General features: G+C 59.9%; 13 protein-coding genes. 9 read left to right on the forward strand and 4 right to left on the reverse strand.

Annotated features, from left to right (window positions below):
- Positions 1-4: 4 nt before the first annotated feature.
- The 5 genes from ACA069_RS18505 to ACA069_RS18525 all read left to right on the forward strand — a co-directional run bounded on the left by ACA069_RS18505 (position 5) and on the right by ACA069_RS18525 (position 4,310).
- Positions 5-1,609 (forward strand): ABC transporter ATP-binding protein, encoded by a 1,605-nt coding sequence (locus ACA069_RS18505; RefSeq protein WP_497614806.1) that lies wholly within the window; start codon positions 5-7, stop codon positions 1,607-1,609.
- Between the two features lie 204 nt (positions 1,610-1,813).
- On the forward strand, positions 1,814-2,335 hold the full coding sequence (locus ACA069_RS18510; protein ID WP_489880335.1) for a DUF3455 domain-containing protein: 522 nt from the start codon (positions 1,814-1,816) through the stop codon (positions 2,333-2,335).
- 95 nt (positions 2,336-2,430) lie between these two features.
- Positions 2,431-2,967, forward strand: coding sequence for a sigma-70 family RNA polymerase sigma factor (locus ACA069_RS18515; protein ID WP_497614808.1), 537 nt, complete (start codon positions 2,431-2,433; stop codon positions 2,965-2,967).
- On the forward strand, positions 2,964-3,659 hold the full coding sequence (locus tag ACA069_RS18520) for an anti-sigma factor (RefSeq protein WP_187677622.1): 696 nt from the start codon (positions 2,964-2,966) through the stop codon (positions 3,657-3,659). Before ACA069_RS18515 ends, ACA069_RS18520 begins: the two co-directional genes overlap by 4 nt.
- A gap of 132 nt (positions 3,660-3,791) precedes the next feature.
- Positions 3,792-4,310, forward strand: a complete 519-nt coding sequence (locus ACA069_RS18525) for a hypothetical protein (protein WP_150694894.1) — start codon at positions 3,792-3,794, stop codon at positions 4,308-4,310.
- Positions 4,311-4,381: 71 nt separating this feature from the next.
- Here the strand turns inward: ACA069_RS18525 and ACA069_RS18530 are convergent, their stop codons facing one another.
- The gene (locus ACA069_RS18530; protein ID WP_497614810.1) at positions 4,382-5,473 is read right to left on the reverse strand and encodes a DUF1615 domain-containing protein; all 1,092 of its coding nucleotides are present in this window, start codon (positions 5,471-5,473) and stop codon (positions 4,382-4,384) included.
- A gap of 344 nt (positions 5,474-5,817) precedes the next feature.
- Between ACA069_RS18530 and ACA069_RS18535 the strand changes: the two genes are divergently transcribed.
- The 3 genes from ACA069_RS18535 to ACA069_RS18545 all read left to right on the forward strand — a co-directional run bounded on the left by ACA069_RS18535 (position 5,818) and on the right by ACA069_RS18545 (position 10,323).
- Positions 5,818-8,022, forward strand: coding sequence for a TonB-dependent receptor (locus tag ACA069_RS18535; RefSeq protein WP_497614812.1), 2,205 nt, complete (start codon positions 5,818-5,820; stop codon positions 8,020-8,022).
- 309 nt (positions 8,023-8,331) lie between these two features.
- Positions 8,332-9,513 carry a Gfo/Idh/MocA family protein gene (locus tag ACA069_RS18540; protein WP_497614814.1) on the forward strand — a complete coding sequence of 394 codons (1,182 nt, stop codon included), beginning with the start codon at positions 8,332-8,334 and terminating at the stop codon, positions 9,511-9,513.
- Positions 9,514-9,555: 42 nt separating this feature from the next.
- Positions 9,556-10,323, forward strand: coding sequence for an iron-containing alcohol dehydrogenase (locus ACA069_RS18545; RefSeq protein WP_497614815.1), 768 nt, complete (start codon positions 9,556-9,558; stop codon positions 10,321-10,323).
- 49 nt (positions 10,324-10,372) lie between these two features.
- Here ACA069_RS18545 and ACA069_RS18550 read toward each other — a convergent pair whose 3' ends face one another.
- From ACA069_RS18550 to ACA069_RS18560, 3 genes are all read right to left on the reverse strand, one after another.
- Entirely contained in the window at positions 10,373-10,996 is a 624-nt protein-coding gene (locus tag ACA069_RS18550; RefSeq protein WP_497614817.1) for an NUDIX hydrolase, read from the reverse strand.
- A 163-nt stretch (positions 10,997-11,159) separates the two neighbouring features.
- Positions 11,160-12,368, reverse strand: coding sequence for an MFS transporter (locus ACA069_RS18555; RefSeq protein ID WP_497614819.1), 1,209 nt, complete (start codon positions 12,366-12,368; stop codon positions 11,160-11,162).
- A gap of 8 nt (positions 12,369-12,376) precedes the next feature.
- A complete protein-coding gene (locus ACA069_RS18560; protein ID WP_497614821.1) occupies positions 12,377-13,294 on the reverse strand; it encodes an NAD-dependent epimerase/dehydratase family protein in 918 nt (305 codons plus the stop codon).
- Positions 13,295-13,492: 198 nt separating this feature from the next.
- On the opposite strand from ACA069_RS18560, the gene ACA069_RS18565 reads away from it, so the two are divergent.
- On the forward strand, positions 13,493-14,368 hold the full coding sequence (locus ACA069_RS18565; RefSeq protein WP_497614823.1) for a LysR family transcriptional regulator: 876 nt from the start codon (positions 13,493-13,495) through the stop codon (positions 14,366-14,368).
- The last annotated feature ends 81 nt before the right edge of the window (positions 14,369-14,449 follow it).

Raw genomic sequence — 14,449 nt, forward strand, 5'->3', positions numbered from 1 at the left:
TGACATGAAAGACCATTTGATCGAGATCCGCGACCTGCGTGTCGCTTTCGCCGGGCAGGAAGTGGTGCACGGTCTGAACCTCGATATCCGCCGCGGCGAGTGCCTGGCGCTGGTGGGTGAATCCGGTTCGGGCAAGTCGGTGACGGCGCATTCGATCTTGCGTTTGTTGCCCGGCAAAACCGTCAGCAGCAGTGGCTCGATTCGCTACAACGGGGTCGACTTGCTGCACGCCAGTGAACAGCAAATGCGTGGTTTGCGCGGCAACCGGATTGCGATGATTTTCCAGGAGCCGATGACTTCACTGAACCCGCTGCACACGGTGGAAAAACAGGTCAGCGAGGTGCTGGAGATTCACAAGGGGCTCAAGGGTCGAGCGGCCCGTGCGCGTACCTTGGAGCTGCTGGAACTGGTGGGCATTCGCCAACCCTTGCAGCGTTTGAAAGCCTATCCCCATCAACTCTCCGGCGGCCAGCGGCAACGGGTGATGATCGCCATGGCACTGGCCAACGAGCCGGAGCTGCTGATCGCCGACGAGCCGACCACGGCGCTGGACGTGACCGTGCAGCAGAAGATTCTTGAGCTGTTGATCGAGTTGCAGCAGCGGCTGGGCATGTCGTTGCTGCTGATCAGCCATGACCTCAATCTGGTGCGACGCATCGCCCAGCGGGTGTGCGTGATGCGCCACGGCGAGATCGTCGAGCAGGCCGATTGCGAAGCACTGTTTCGCGCGCCGCAGCACCCTTACAGCCGCTTGCTGATCGAGGCAGAACCCAGCGGCGCGCCGGTGCCGAGCTTGTACGAGCACAACTTGCTGGAAGTCGATGACCTGAAGGTGTGGTTCCCGTTGCCCAAGGCTTTGTTCAGTCGGCAGCAGGAGTACATCAAAGCGGTGGATGGCGTGAGTTTCAGCCTGCAACGGGGCAAGACATTGGGCATTGTCGGGGAGTCAGGTTCGGGCAAGTCGACGCTGGGTCAGGCAATCCTGCGGCTGGTGGAATCGGAGGGCAATATCCGTTTCGGCAACAAGCAACTGAGTCTGCTTAATCAGCGTTTGATGCGGCCGTTGCGGCGGCAGATTCAAGTGGTGTTTCAGGACCCGTTCGGCAGCCTCAGCCCACGGATGTCGGTGCAGCAGATCATCGCCGAGGGTTTGCTGACCCACGGCATCGGTACCGAGACCGAGCATGAGGCAGCGGTGATCCGGGTGCTCGAAGAAGTCGGGCTGGATCCGCAAAGTCGCCATCGATATCCCCATGAGTTCTCCGGCGGCCAGCGTCAGCGCATTTCCATCGCCCGCGCATTGGTGCTGGAACCGGCGCTGATTCTGCTCGATGAACCGACCTCGGCACTGGATCGCACGGTGCAAAAGCAAGTGGTGGAGTTGTTGCGGCAATTGCAGATCAAGCATGGGCTGACGTATTTGTTCATCAGCCACGATCTGGCGGTGGTACATGCCCTGGCCCACGACTTGATGGTGATCAAGGATGGCAAGATCGTGGAACAGGGTTCTTCGCGCGAGATCTTCGCGGCGCCGCAGCATCCGTATACGCAAGAACTCCTGAAAGCTTCCGGGTTGGTGGTTTCCCGCCCAATCGCCGAACTTGTGTAGGAGCTGCCGCAGGCTGCGATCTTTTGATCTTGTTGTTTAAAGAATCAAAGTCAAAAGATCGCAGCCTGCGGCAGCTCCTACAGGGAATTTGTGGTGTTTGAAAAATATTTTTCAGGCACTGCATCCAATCGGCTCCGCCATGGGTAGTCCCTGTAACAGCCCTCCTTGGCTGCCAGCGATCTACCCTTTTCGGAGAAAACACTGATGAACGCCACACAGCTGATTTGCTTCACCGGTTTGCTCGCAGCCTCCTCGGCAACGTTCGCCCAAAGCAGTTACCCCGACACCATCAAAGTCCCGGACGGCCACAAGATCGCGCTGGAAACCACCGGGGTCGGCGAGATCACCTACGAATGCCGCGACAAGCCCAATATGGCCGGGCAGACCGAGTGGACCTTCGTCGGTCCCAAAGCGGTGCTCAATGATCGCAGCGGCAAGAAGGTCGGCAACTACTTCGGCCCACCAGCCACCTGGCAGGCCGAGGACGGTTCGAAAGTCACCGGCACGCAACTGGCGGTAGCGCCGTCGAGCCCGGGCAACCTGCCCTATCAACTGGTCAAGGCCAACCCTGCAGAAGGCAAAGGCGCGATGACCGGCGTGAGCTACATCCAGCGTGTCGCGCTCAAGGGCGGCGTGGCGCCGAGCAGTGAATGCACAGCGGCGAACAAGGGTAAGCAGGAAGTGGTGAAGTATCAGGCGGATTACATTTTCTGGGCGGCGAACTGATTTCTCAGGCTCACCCTGCCCCCCTGTGGGAGCTGGCTTGCCCGCTCCCACAGGGTTCTGCGTTGTAATGCGGAAAATGAGCTAGATTGCACTGCATGTCCTTACCCGAAACTGAATTCGATTACGAAGCCCGTCTCGCTGCCTGTGCCCGCGGCGAGCGGTCGGCCCTGCGCGATTTGTATGTGCAGGAAGGCCCGCGCCTGCTCGGCGTGGCCAAACGGCTGGTGCGCGACACGGCACTGGCGGAGGACATTGTCCATGAGGCCTTCATCAAGATCTGGAACGGCGCGGCAGGGTTTGATCCGGCGCGAGGTTCGGCGCGTGGCTGGATGTTCACCGTGACCCGGCACCTGGCGTTGAACCTGCTGCGTAATCAGGCTCGGGAAACACCGTTCAGCGAAGATCATGAAATGCCCACGCACGACGATGACAGCTTCGATGCCCAGGCGCATTCGGCGCGCATTCACCGCTGCCTGGAACAACTCGATCCTCAACGCCGGAGCTGCATCATTCATGCGTATGTCGACGGCTACAGCCATGCGCAGATTTCCGCGCGCCTCGACACGCCGCTGGGCACCGTCAAAGCGTGGATCAAACGCAGCCTCAACGCCTTGCGGGAGTGCATGGGATGACCACTGAATCGGAACGCGATGAGCTGGCCAGCGAATATGTGCTCGGCACGCTCTCGGCTGAAGATCGCGCCGACGTTCAACGGCGCCTGCCGACTGATCCTGAACTGCGTGCTGCGGTGGATGTCTGGGAACGACGCCTGCTGGACCTCACCGACCTCGCCGAGCCGCAACAGCCATCCCCCCTGTTGTGGCCGCGAATTGAGCGCAGTGTCGAACGACTTACGCAAAAAGTATCTAGCCCGGCGCAAACCTCCTGGTGGAATCTGCTGCCGCTGTGGCGCGGTTTGAGTGCTGCCGGGTTAGCCGCAACGTTGATATTGGGTTCAATCCTGCTGACCCAGACCACGCCGAAGCCGAGTTATCTGGTGGTGCTGGTCGCGCCGCAGGACAAGGCCCCGGGCTGGGTAATTCAGGCCAGCAACTCACATGAGATTCAATTGATACCGCTAGGCGTGGTCGAGGTGCCGGCAGACAAGGCGCTGGAATTCTGGACCAAGGCCGATGGCTGGCAAGGGCCTGTGTCGCTGGGGCTGGTCAAGCCCGGGCAGGCGCTGAAGGTTGAATTGGATAAGTTGCCGCCACTGCAACCCAATCAGTTGTTCGAGCTGACGCTGGAAGGCGCCAACGGCTCGCCGATCGGCAAACCGACCGGGCCGATTCAGGCCATCGGGCGCGCTGTGAAGGTGCTGTGAGGCTCTAAGCTGCGGGCTCTGGCAATCATCAGCGGCGTCGATGTTCACAATCACAGCAATGAAGTTCTCATAAAAAATCTCCGGCGTAACATCTGCCCCATACCAACCAATAACACCCCGGAGCACACCATCATGAAACGCCAAACTCTTCTCAGCATCGCTTTCTCGGTTTTCGCAGTTAACGCTTTTGCCGCTACTCCAGCACACACGATGATCGCCGCCGATGGCTCGGACCGTCTGTACCAGAACGCCGTTGCTGCTGACGGTTCGGATCGCCTGCAAGGCAACACCGTCGCTGCCGATGGCTCGGATCGTCTGCAAGGCAACACCGTCGCGGCTGATGGTTCGGATCGTCTGCAAGGCAACACCGTCGCTGCCGATGGCTCGGATCGTCTGCAAGGCAACACCGTCGCCGCCGATGGCTCGGATCGTCTGCAAGGCAACACCGTCGCTGCCGATGGCTCGGATCGTCTGCAAGGCAACACCGTCGCCGCCGATGGCTCGGATCGTCTGCAAGGCAACACCGTCGCCGCCGATGGCTCGGATCGTCTGCAAGGCAACACCGTCGCCGCCGATGGCTCGGATCGTCTGCAAGGCAACACCGTCGCTGAAGGTGGTGCTGATCGCCTGAACGAACTGCGCAACGCTTGAATGAATGGCGTCATCGCAACAACCCAGAAAAACCCGGCTCCCCTCAGCCGGGTTTTTTATGCCTGCAACAATCAGCCACCCTTGGCCATGCAGCGTTTGTAGCGTTCATCCACGCGTTTGGCGAACCACGCGGTGGTCAGTTTTCGGGTGATTTTCGGGCTCTGCAGCACGATCCCCGGCAGCACCGCACGCGGCAATGACTTGCCTTCGGCCTTCTCCGCCAACTCGAATACCCGTTGATAGAGTTTGGTCTCTTCGAATTCCAGGGTTTTGCCCTTCTCCAGTTGATCGCGAATGGTCGGATTGCGCATGCCCAACGACTTGCCGAGGGTGCGTACCGCCAGTTCCGTACCGCCGGGCATGATCGAATCGTAGCGAATCAAGTCGCCGTCCAGCGCCAGCGGGATACCCGACGCGCGACTGACCGCGTTCTGGAACGCCGCGTTGCGGCTGGCGTACCAGCCGGCGTTGAAGTCGGCGAAACGATAGAGCGGCTCGCGGTAACTCACCGGGTAACCGAGCAGATGCGCGATGCCGAAGTACATGCCGCCACGACGGCTGAACACCTCGCGGCGGATGGTGCCGTCGACCGGGTACGGATAATCCTTGGCGTGCTGTTCGGCAAATTCGATGCTGACCTGCATCGGTCCGCCGGTATGCACAGGATTGAAGCCGCCGAACAGTGTGCGACCCATCGGCACCCTGCCGATGAAGTCATCAAAAATCGCACTCAACTCCTTTTCGCTGCGCGCGCTGCTCAGGCGTTCGCTGTAGCTCTTGCCGTTGGTCGAACGCACTTGCAGGGCGCCGCTGACCAACAGGCTGGGGATATGGACTTTGGCGGCGCGGCGGTCGATTTCATCGCGAGCGATTTTGCCCAGACCGGGCACGGTGGGGTCGGCCTGAAAGGTGGATTCCTGTTCGGCAACGGCCAATACCGAGCACAGGTTTTGTGTGGTCGGGCTGATGTTCTGCGCGGCGAACGCGGCGTAGATATCGGTGGCCCAGCCTTGGCGATCGGCGGTTTTGGCCGGCATCAGGCGCACAATCTCGGCCTTCACTTCGGCCGGTGGGCGTGGGGCGGGTTCGCGGCCACGCTGGCTGGCGCAACCGGCCAGTACGAGCATTGCGGCGAGGGTGATCAGTAATCGAGGGGTGTGCATGTTGCTCCATCCAGTCCGTTGAGCCGGGTTCACCATACGATCAATGGTATTCCACAAGCCAGACCCACACTGACCCTGTGGCGAGGGGATTTATCCCCGATGGGGCGCGAAGCGGCCCTGCTTTTTTACTGAAAAGGGGACTGCTGCGCAGCCCATCGTGGATAAATCCCCTCACCGCGGGGGGCAAAATGCCCATCGGCCTAGCGCCTTCAAGGGGTGATGACAAACTGATTGCAAAACGTTACTGAGAAAACCTATCATTTGCACCTGGAGTCGCATTTGCGCAAGGAGTTCCGCGCCGTCTTAACCTTTTCTCACCGGCCGTGCGCCTCCAGGTACGAAACATGCCCGCTTCAGCCCGACTTGCCGTCCCGTTCCGCCCGACGCTTCTCGCCCTGCTGTGCTCCCTGACTGTCACTGCCCATGCCGCTGAAGAAGACGGCAAAGAACTGCTGCTGGACAACGTCAACATCAACGCCCAGGCCCCAGCGCCAAACGCCTTGCCACCGGTTTATTCCGGTGGTCAGGTCGCTCGTGGCGGCCAGTTGGGCGTGTTGGGTAATCGGGACATGATGGACGTACCCTTCAGTGCCGCGTCCTACACCGAACAACTGATCCAGGACCAGCAAGCCGAAAACGTCGCTGACGTGCTGCTCAATGATTCGTCGGTGCGCCAGGCGTCCGGCTTTTCCAACCAGTCGCAAGTCTTCATGATCCGTGGCCTGCCGCTGAACGGCGACGACATTTCCTATAACGGCCTGTACGGCGTACTGCCACGGCAGATCATTTCCACCGACGCCCTGGAGCGCGTGGAAGTGTTCAAAGGCCCCAACGCCTTCATCAACGGCGTGACACCGACCGGCTCGGGCATCGGTGGCGGCGTCAACCTGCAGCCAAAGCGCGCCGGCGACGTGCCGCTGCGCCGCTACACCACCGACATCAACAGCGAAGGCCGCATCGGTCATCACTTCGACATCGGCCAGCGTTTCGGTGAAGACAACCGCTTCGGCGCACGGATCAACCTGTCCCAGCGCGAAGGCGATACCGGCATTGATCACGAGAACCAGCGTTCGAAACTGTTCGCCATCGGCCTCGACTATCGCGGCGATGCGCTGCGAATTTCCGGCGACTTCGCCTATCAGAAAGAGCGCGTCAACGGTGGCCGCAACTCGGTCAACCTCGGCACCGCCACGCACATTCCGGATGCGCCATCAGCCGACACCAACTACGCGCCGAAATGGGGCTACACCGACATCGAAGACACCTTCGGCATGCTCCGCGCCGAGTACGACCTGAACGACAACTGGACCGCCTACGCCGCTGGCGGCGCCAAGCACACCCGTGAAGTCGGGCGCTATAACTCGACCACGCTGGTCGGCAATAACGGTGCATCGTTCACCACCGGCTCGTTCATTCCCCACGATGAAGACAACACCAGTGTGATGGCCGGCCTAAACGGTAAATTCAACACCGGCCCGGTCAGCCACAAGCTCAATTTCGGCCTGACCGGCATCTGGGCCGAACAGCGCAGCGCCTATGATTTTGACTTGACCAAGTACGCCAACAACATCTATCACCCGGTGCAAACCCCGTCGCCGGTCGGCAACTTTTCCGGTGGCGACCTGAATGACCCGGGCATCGTCGGCAAGACCTTCAACCGCAGCCTCGCGATCTCCGACACCCTCGGTTTCTTCGATGATCGACTGCTGATCACCGCCGGCCTGCGTCGTCAGCAATTGGTCGTGCAAGGTTACGGTTACGCCAGCTACGGCAGCGGCCCGCGCTCTTCGAGCTACGACGAGTCGATCACCACGCCGGTGTACGGCATCGTATTCAAGCCGTGGGAGCACGTTTCGTTCTACGCCAACCACATCGAAGGCCTGGCCCAGGGCCCGACTTCGCCGACCAGCTCCGGTGGCTTTCGCGTGACCAATGGCAACGAAGTCTACGCACCGGCCCGCTCCAAGCAGACCGAGGCCGGGGTGAAAGTCGACATGGGCACTTACGGCGCGAGCCTGGGTGTGTACCGCATCGAGCAGCCGAGCGACGGCTACTGTGAAATCGACAGCGCCACCACGTGCACCTACGTGCGTGAAGGCGAGCAGATCAACAAAGGCGTGGAAATGAACGTGTTCGGCGAGCCAATCAATGGTCTGCGCCTGATCAGCGGCCTGACCCTCATGGACACCGAACTGAAGAACACCCTGAACGGCGCCAACGACGGCAACCGTGCCATCGGCGTGCCGACCTTCCAGTTCAACGCCGGCGTGGATTGGGATGTACCCGGCCTGCAAGGCGTCGCGCTGAATGCGCGGATGCTGCGCACCGGCGGCCAATACGCCGACGCGGCAAACAACCTCAGCCTGCCAACCTGGAACCGCTTCGACGCGGGCGCACGTTATGCCTTCAAGGTCTCGGAAAAAGACGTAACCCTGCGTCTGGGCGTGGAGAACCTGGCGAACAAGAAGTACTGGGAATCGGCTCAGGGCGGTTATCTGACTCAGGGTGAGCCGCGGGTGGCGAAGTTGTCGGGCACCATCGACTTCTAAAGCTGCCCTGCAACATGAAAAGGTCCCGCCGTTTAACGACTGCGGGGCCTTTTTTTCGTGTGCGCAACATTCCAGCCGTGTGAAACCCGCCCCCCCGCCCAAGCGTCCTCAGCCGATGGGTAACGTTGCCAGTTGCTCGCATCGCATGATCAATGGTTTTTTTTGCTAAAGCCCTAAAAAACTCTTGACCTTCACACCGCTGTCAAGGGTGGTATGGCCCCGCCTGAGAACAAAGGAATGGGGTCAGCGCAGGAGCGTCCGTCCTTTTTTCAGGCATCCAGACAAGAAGTCCAATGGGAGCCAGAAACAATGCAAGCAGCAAAGCCTTTTCGTGTGGGGATGATTGGCGCCGGTTACATGGCGAAGCTGCACAGCCTGTCGATGAACAATCTGGCTGGTTACACCGAAGACCTCGCCGATCGTTTCGATCTGGCACGGATCGTCGACACCGATGCCGGCGCCGCAGAACGCGAAGCCTCGCGCTGGGGATGGCAGGAACACGGCACCGACTGGAAGAGCGTGACCCGCGATCCTTCGATCGATGTGGTGGATGTGGCCACTCCCAACGATTCTCATCATGAAATTTGTCTCGACGCGTTCGCTCACGGCAAACACGTGATTTGCGAAAAACCGCTGTCGGTCAACAGCCACTTTGCCGCTGAAATGGCACGGGCAGCACACGCCTCCGGTCGGGTGCACATGGTCAACTTCACCTACCGCGCCTGGCCAGCGATTGCGCAGGCACGCGCCCTGATCAAAAGCGGCGCACTGGGCCAGATTCGTCATTTCGAAGGGCACTTTTTCCAGGATCACAATAACGATCCGACCATTCCCCTGCACTGGCGCTTCAAAAAGGGCCCGGCCGGTGCCGGAGCACTGGGTGATGTCGGCGCGCACATCATCGACCTCGCGCGGTTTCTGGTTGGCGAAGTGGACAGCGTGGTTGCCACCACTCAGCGCTTCATCGAAAAACGCCCACTGCCCAACGACCGCAGTCAACAGGGTCAGGTTGAAGTAGATGACCTGGCGGCGGCAATGGTGCGGTTCGACAACGGCGCCACCGGCACTATCAAGGCCAGTTGGGCCCTGCCCGGCTTCAAGAATGACGTGTTCTTTGTCGTGGTCGGCGACAAGGGCGCCGTGCGGTTCAGTTGGGAGCGCAGCAACGAACTGCAATTTTTCGACGGCGCCGATGCCCAGGCCATTTCCGGTTATCGGACGATCCCGCTGGGCCGCGCTCATCCCGGTGCCGAGCTGTTCTGGTTCCCGGCGCTGGGCGGCGATCTGGGTGTCGGGGTCACGGCGCAGGGCATGGGCTACGGCGATGCATTCACTCTCAGTTTCCGCCACTTCATCAACGCGCTTAAGACCGGCGAGTCGCCGGCACCGAATTTCGTCGACGGCCTGCGCTGCTGCGAAATCATCGATGCGATTCTGGCTTCGGCCGAAGAAGAACGCTGGGTAAAGGTTCACCGCACGATTATCGACTGATCACACCCTGCCCTCATTTCGACCCTATTCGAGTAAAAAGTTATGGATAACTTGAACAACCAAGCCACGCCACAGCGTCGTCTGCACATAGCCAGTCCGCTGCCCAAATGCTCTGACCTGACCTGGCGCATGCACGCCCGGCAAGAGGTCAACTACAGCGTGTCGTTGAACACCGGCCTGCTCAAGCACACCAACGCAACCCTCGCTTATGGTTGCGGGGCCAACGGCGTGCAACCCGTACGCCGGCTGGTGGTCATCGACGTGCGGGTCAACGAGTTGTATGGCGAGGAATTTCGCGCCTACTTCGAGGCATGGAAGATTCAGGTCGTGTGGAAGGTCATGTCCGGCGATGAAGCCTTCAAGACCATGGATCACGCTATCGAGGTCGCGCAGGCCATGGCCGCGGCCAATCTGTTACGGCGCAATGAAGTGGTGATCGGCATCGGCGGTGGAGTGCTGCTGGACGTCGTGGGGTTCGCTTCAAGCCTGTATCGACGGGGCATTCCTTACATCCGCATTCCGACCACGCTGATGGGCCAGATAGACGCGGGGATCGGTATCAAGACCGGGGTCAATCACGACGATTACAAAAACCGTCTCGGTACTTACTACGCTCCGTCTTCGGCGTTCATCGATCCGTACTTCCTGCAAACCATGGATCAGCGCCACATCTCCAACGGCGTAGCAGAAATCATCAAAATGGCGCTGATCAAGGACCGTGATCTGTTTGAACTGCTGGAAGAGATGTCGTCGAATCTGACGCCAAAAGCCTTCGCCTCAAATGACCCACGGATCAAGGAAATCATGTAACGCAGCATGCGTGGGCTGACACCTGATTTTTTCGACAGCTCGTTGATCTTCATTGCGGCATCCTTGCTTGCTTTTGACTGAGAGCCGACGGGATTGCCGTGGCGGGCCCGTTGATCGCCGCCGACTGACAGACACTGAGCAGAATCGGGACGAGCGACAAGCCGTCCGTCATGCTGCCCTCGGCGATCATCTGAAAAATCTCTTCGATCGAAAACCAATGCACCTGCAGCACCTCGTTTGTGTCGAAGTGCTCGCTAACGCGCTGCACGTCCTGCGCCTCGAAGATCTCGAAGCGTTGGTCGCTGCAACCATAGGTGGGGTGAAAGGCAATCAGCGGCTGCCAATTGCGGGCGACGTATCCGGTTTCTTCAAGCAACTCGCGCTGGGCGGCCTGAAGTACGGTTTCACCGGCGTCGACACCACCTGAAGGCAAGCCCCAGACGCACTGACCGGTGAGCATTCGGTACTGCCGGATCAGCAGGATCCGCCCCTCGTGCCGGGCCAGAATGCCCACGGCCGGACGTTCATGATGAACGCCAAAGTAGTCAATGGCCTGGCCATCATGTAACTGGACGGCGTGCCTGATCACGGAAAACCAGGGGTTCTCATGCTCTACAGCCTGTCCCGTTACCCGCCACTGTGCCGACGGGTTGTGTTTCGATTCATCGTCCATTGATGAGTTTCCCTGGGTTTTGCATGCGAAAGCGTGCCACCGGGCACTGCGCAGCGGCGCTACATTAATGCCATGCGAGGACACTAGCAATATGCCGGCAATGACCGTCCTTGAGCCTTTTACCCGGACCAGGAATCGCAAGCGATTCCTGGTGATTCGAGGCTCAAACAGTGGCTGGCGAATAACTCAACAAGCGCCGGTCGCGACTCAGGAACATACCCAGCACCATCACCAGCGTGATCACGGAAATGCCCGCCGCCACCAGGGTGATCGAATTCAGCGGCATGCCCGCATCAATCACTCGGCCACCGATCCAGGCACCCATCGCGTTACCCAGGTTGAACGCGCCGACGTTCAAGGTCGACGCGTAGTTGGCCGACTCCCCCGCCACGCGGATGATCATCGCTTGCAGGAGCATGCCGACCGAGAACGACAGACAACCCCACACCGCCATATTGATCACGGCCGGATAAACGAAGTGGCTGGTCCAGAAGAAGCTCACCAGCGCTGCAATCAATGCCAGCAAGGTCAGCACCAGCGAGCGGGTCAGGCTCCAGTCCGCCAGGCGACCACCAAGCAACCCGCCGATGGTGATGCCGACACCGCAGACCAGCAGCGCGACACTGGCGAACTTGGGCTCGACATGGGTGACGTCTTGCAGGATCGGCACGATGTAGGTGAAGAACGCGAACATGCTGGCCGAAGCCATCACGCTGGTCATCAGGCCCAACCAGATGATCGGGCGCTTCATCCCTTCCAGATTGGCGCGCGTCTGTTGCTTGTTGGCACCCGCACGCGCAGGCACCAGGTACCAGACCATAAACAACGAAATCAGACCGAGCGCGACCACACCCAAAAACGTGGTACGCCAGCCGTAGACCTGACCCACCAGCGAACCCACCGGCACACCCAGCACGTTGGCCAGCGTCATGCCCGTGAACATCAGCGTCATCGCCCGGCCTTCCTTGCCCGGCGGGGCGATACGCGACGCAAGCACCGCAGCCATGCCGATGAACGATGCGTGACTGAACGCGGTAAATATCCGGGCCACAATCAACGAGGTGAAGTCCGGCGCGATCATGCAGGCGACGTTGCCGATGGTGAAGATCGCCATCAGGATCAGCAGCGCGCGTTTTTCTTCCATCTTGCCGACCAGCATCGCCAACAGCGGGCCACCGACCACCACGCCCATGGCGTAACCCGAGACCAGATAACCGGCCGAGGGAATCGAAACCCCGAGGTCCGCTGACACTTGCGGCAGCAGGCCCATGATGATGAATTCGGCGGTGCCGATGGCAAAAGCGGCGATGGCCAGAGCGAACAGCGGCCAACTCATCACGCGCTCATCTTTGTTGCGCAGGTTTGCATTCATGGCGACGCTCATTGCGCAACTCCCACTCTGTGACTGTCACGAATCCACGAAAGAACATCGGAGTGTTTTGGCTCCCAGCCAAAATCCCGTGCTTTCTGGCCGCAGACCCGAATGTTCGAGCCCAGACCGTATTCGGCTTCTTCCGGGTCGTGAGCGCAGCATTCACTCAAGATGTATTCCATCGACACCGATTGCGTGCGACCGCCGAAACCGAGCTTTTCGCTGATGACCTGCGCCAGGTCCTTCATCGATACTTCACCATTTTCAGCGAACAGGTACGCCCCGCTTTCAGCCTTGTCGAGCATCAGCAGCGACAGGCTCACCAAATCATCGATGTGTACGAACGCCGTGCGGTTTTCACCGGTGCCGACGTAGATGCCGACTCCGTGTTCGAACGCCAGACGCGTCAACAGCGGAATCTGGATCGAATCCTTGTGCAGCCCGCGCCCTTCACCGAACACCATCGTCGGGCACACCACCAGGGTGCGCAGGCCTTGCTGGCCGGCCATGCGGATCGCGTTATCAATAGCCACCCGGCCTACCTTTTCCAGGCGTGGACGCGGCTGCGATAGCTCTGTCCATTGTTGGTCGGAACCCGCCCCCTCGGCACGATCACCGATGACGCTGGTGCCGCTGTAATGAATCAGGGTCTTGCTGGTGCCGCGCAAACTCTGCAACAGCGTAGAGACCACGTAAGCGTTGTCGGAGTTGGCCGCGTTGACGATCAGATCCGCCGCGAGTGCCTGCTTCTTGATGATTTCGGTGTCATACAGCGTCCCCAATACCGGAATGATCCCCAGTCGGCCGACCTCTTTGGCCTGATGTGCCGAACGCACCAGGCCAGACACTTGATATCCACGGTCGATCAACGCCATGGCCATCGACCCACCGATGTAACCGGTAACGCCCGTCACAAATGCTTTCAAAATGGCGACTCCTGTCGTCCTGAACCAGAAAAAATCATGTTCATCCATGAACGGTGCGCGTCCCTGATGCGCTGCCTTGCTGTCGCAGACCGATCAACATTGCAGGCGCTGTGAAGGTTAATGGCATAGGCATTGCGGAAAAAGTAGGTTACCGTTCCGGTCTGTCCGGTCACTGATGTCCGCAATCAAGGAAGTGTCATGCTCGAATCCGTTACCGCGTTTTCCGTGTTTGTGCAAGTCGCCGAGTTACGCAGCTTTGTCGCCGCTGGCAGAGCGTTGGGTGTCTCGGCGTCAGCGATCGGCAAACGCATCTCGCGGTTGGAGGAAAGCCTCGGTGTGCAGCTGTTTCAGCGCAGTACCCGTAGCATCGCTCTGACGCCGGAAGGTGAAAAACTGTTGGAGCGCAGCCGGCGGATTCTTGATGAAATCGAGGAAATCCAGACCGAGCTGAGCAGCGCCGCCGACCTGCCCCGAGGTCGCCTGAAGATCAGTCTGGCGCCAATCAGTGACGTGTTTCTCGATCATCTGGCGCATTTCAACGAGCGCTACCCCGAGATCGAGCTGGAACTGGACTACGCCGAGCGCAACGTTGACATCATCCAGGAAGGATTCGACGCGGCCATCCGCGTCGGCGAGGTGGCCGACAACAACCTGCGGGCACACCCGATGGGCCACTTTCGTCGCTTGATCGTCGCCTCCCCGACTTATCTGGAGCGGCACGGCACGCCTACCCGACCGGAACAATTACCTGAACACAAACTGCTGCACTATCGCTCGCCCAACTCCGGCAAGGTCGAGCCATGGCCGCTCAACGATTGCGGCGAGCTGTACTTGCCCACTTCAATTGTCTGCAACGACATCAATACCCGCATCGATTTTGCCCTCAAAGGCCTGGGCATCGCCTGCCTGCCGGACATCTCGATCCGCAAACCGCTGGCTGACGGCCGGCTGACCCCCATGTTGCTGGCGCACTCGGCCAATGCCACGCCGATTCACGCGCTCTGGCCGCATGCGCACCAGTACACCTCGCGCCAAAAAGCCTTTATCGATTTCATCAAGACCGTCGATTTCTGAGCAACACTGCACTGGCGTCAGCAGCTGCGATGGGCTTCACTTAAACCTCATCCTTTGCACCCTGCCCTGCGCGGAAAGTGG

Source organism: Pseudomonas sp. LBUM1652, assembly GCF_059716105.1.

Bases quoted from the DNA above. Each gene is read 5' to 3' on its own strand.
- ACA069_RS18505 (WP_497614806.1), top strand. From the start codon at position 5: ATGAAAGACCATTTGATCGAGATCCGCGACCTGCGTGTCGCTTTCGCC.
- ACA069_RS18510 (WP_489880335.1), top strand. From the start codon at position 1,814: ATGAACGCCACACAGCTGATTTGCTTCACCGGTTTGCTCGCAGCCTCC.
- ACA069_RS18515 (WP_497614808.1), top strand. From the start codon at position 2,431: ATGTCCTTACCCGAAACTGAATTCGATTACGAAGCCCGTCTCGCTGCC.
- ACA069_RS18520 (WP_187677622.1), top strand. From the start codon at position 2,964: ATGACCACTGAATCGGAACGCGATGAGCTGGCCAGCGAATATGTGCTC.
- ACA069_RS18525 (WP_150694894.1), top strand. From the start codon at position 3,792: ATGAAACGCCAAACTCTTCTCAGCATCGCTTTCTCGGTTTTCGCAGTT.
- ACA069_RS18530 (WP_497614810.1), bottom strand. From the start codon at position 5,473: ATGCACACCCCTCGATTACTGATCACCCTCGCCGCAATGCTCGTACTG.
- ACA069_RS18535 (WP_497614812.1), top strand. From the start codon at position 5,818: ATGCCCGCTTCAGCCCGACTTGCCGTCCCGTTCCGCCCGACGCTTCTC.
- ACA069_RS18540 (WP_497614814.1), top strand. From the start codon at position 8,332: ATGCAAGCAGCAAAGCCTTTTCGTGTGGGGATGATTGGCGCCGGTTAC.
- ACA069_RS18545 (WP_497614815.1), top strand. From the start codon at position 9,556: ATGGATAACTTGAACAACCAAGCCACGCCACAGCGTCGTCTGCACATA.
- ACA069_RS18550 (WP_497614817.1), bottom strand. From the start codon at position 10,996: ATGGACGATGAATCGAAACACAACCCGTCGGCACAGTGGCGGGTAACG.
- ACA069_RS18555 (WP_497614819.1), bottom strand. From the start codon at position 12,368: ATGAATGCAAACCTGCGCAACAAAGATGAGCGCGTGATGAGTTGGCCG.
- ACA069_RS18565 (WP_497614823.1), top strand. From the start codon at position 13,493: ATGCTCGAATCCGTTACCGCGTTTTCCGTGTTTGTGCAAGTCGCCGAG.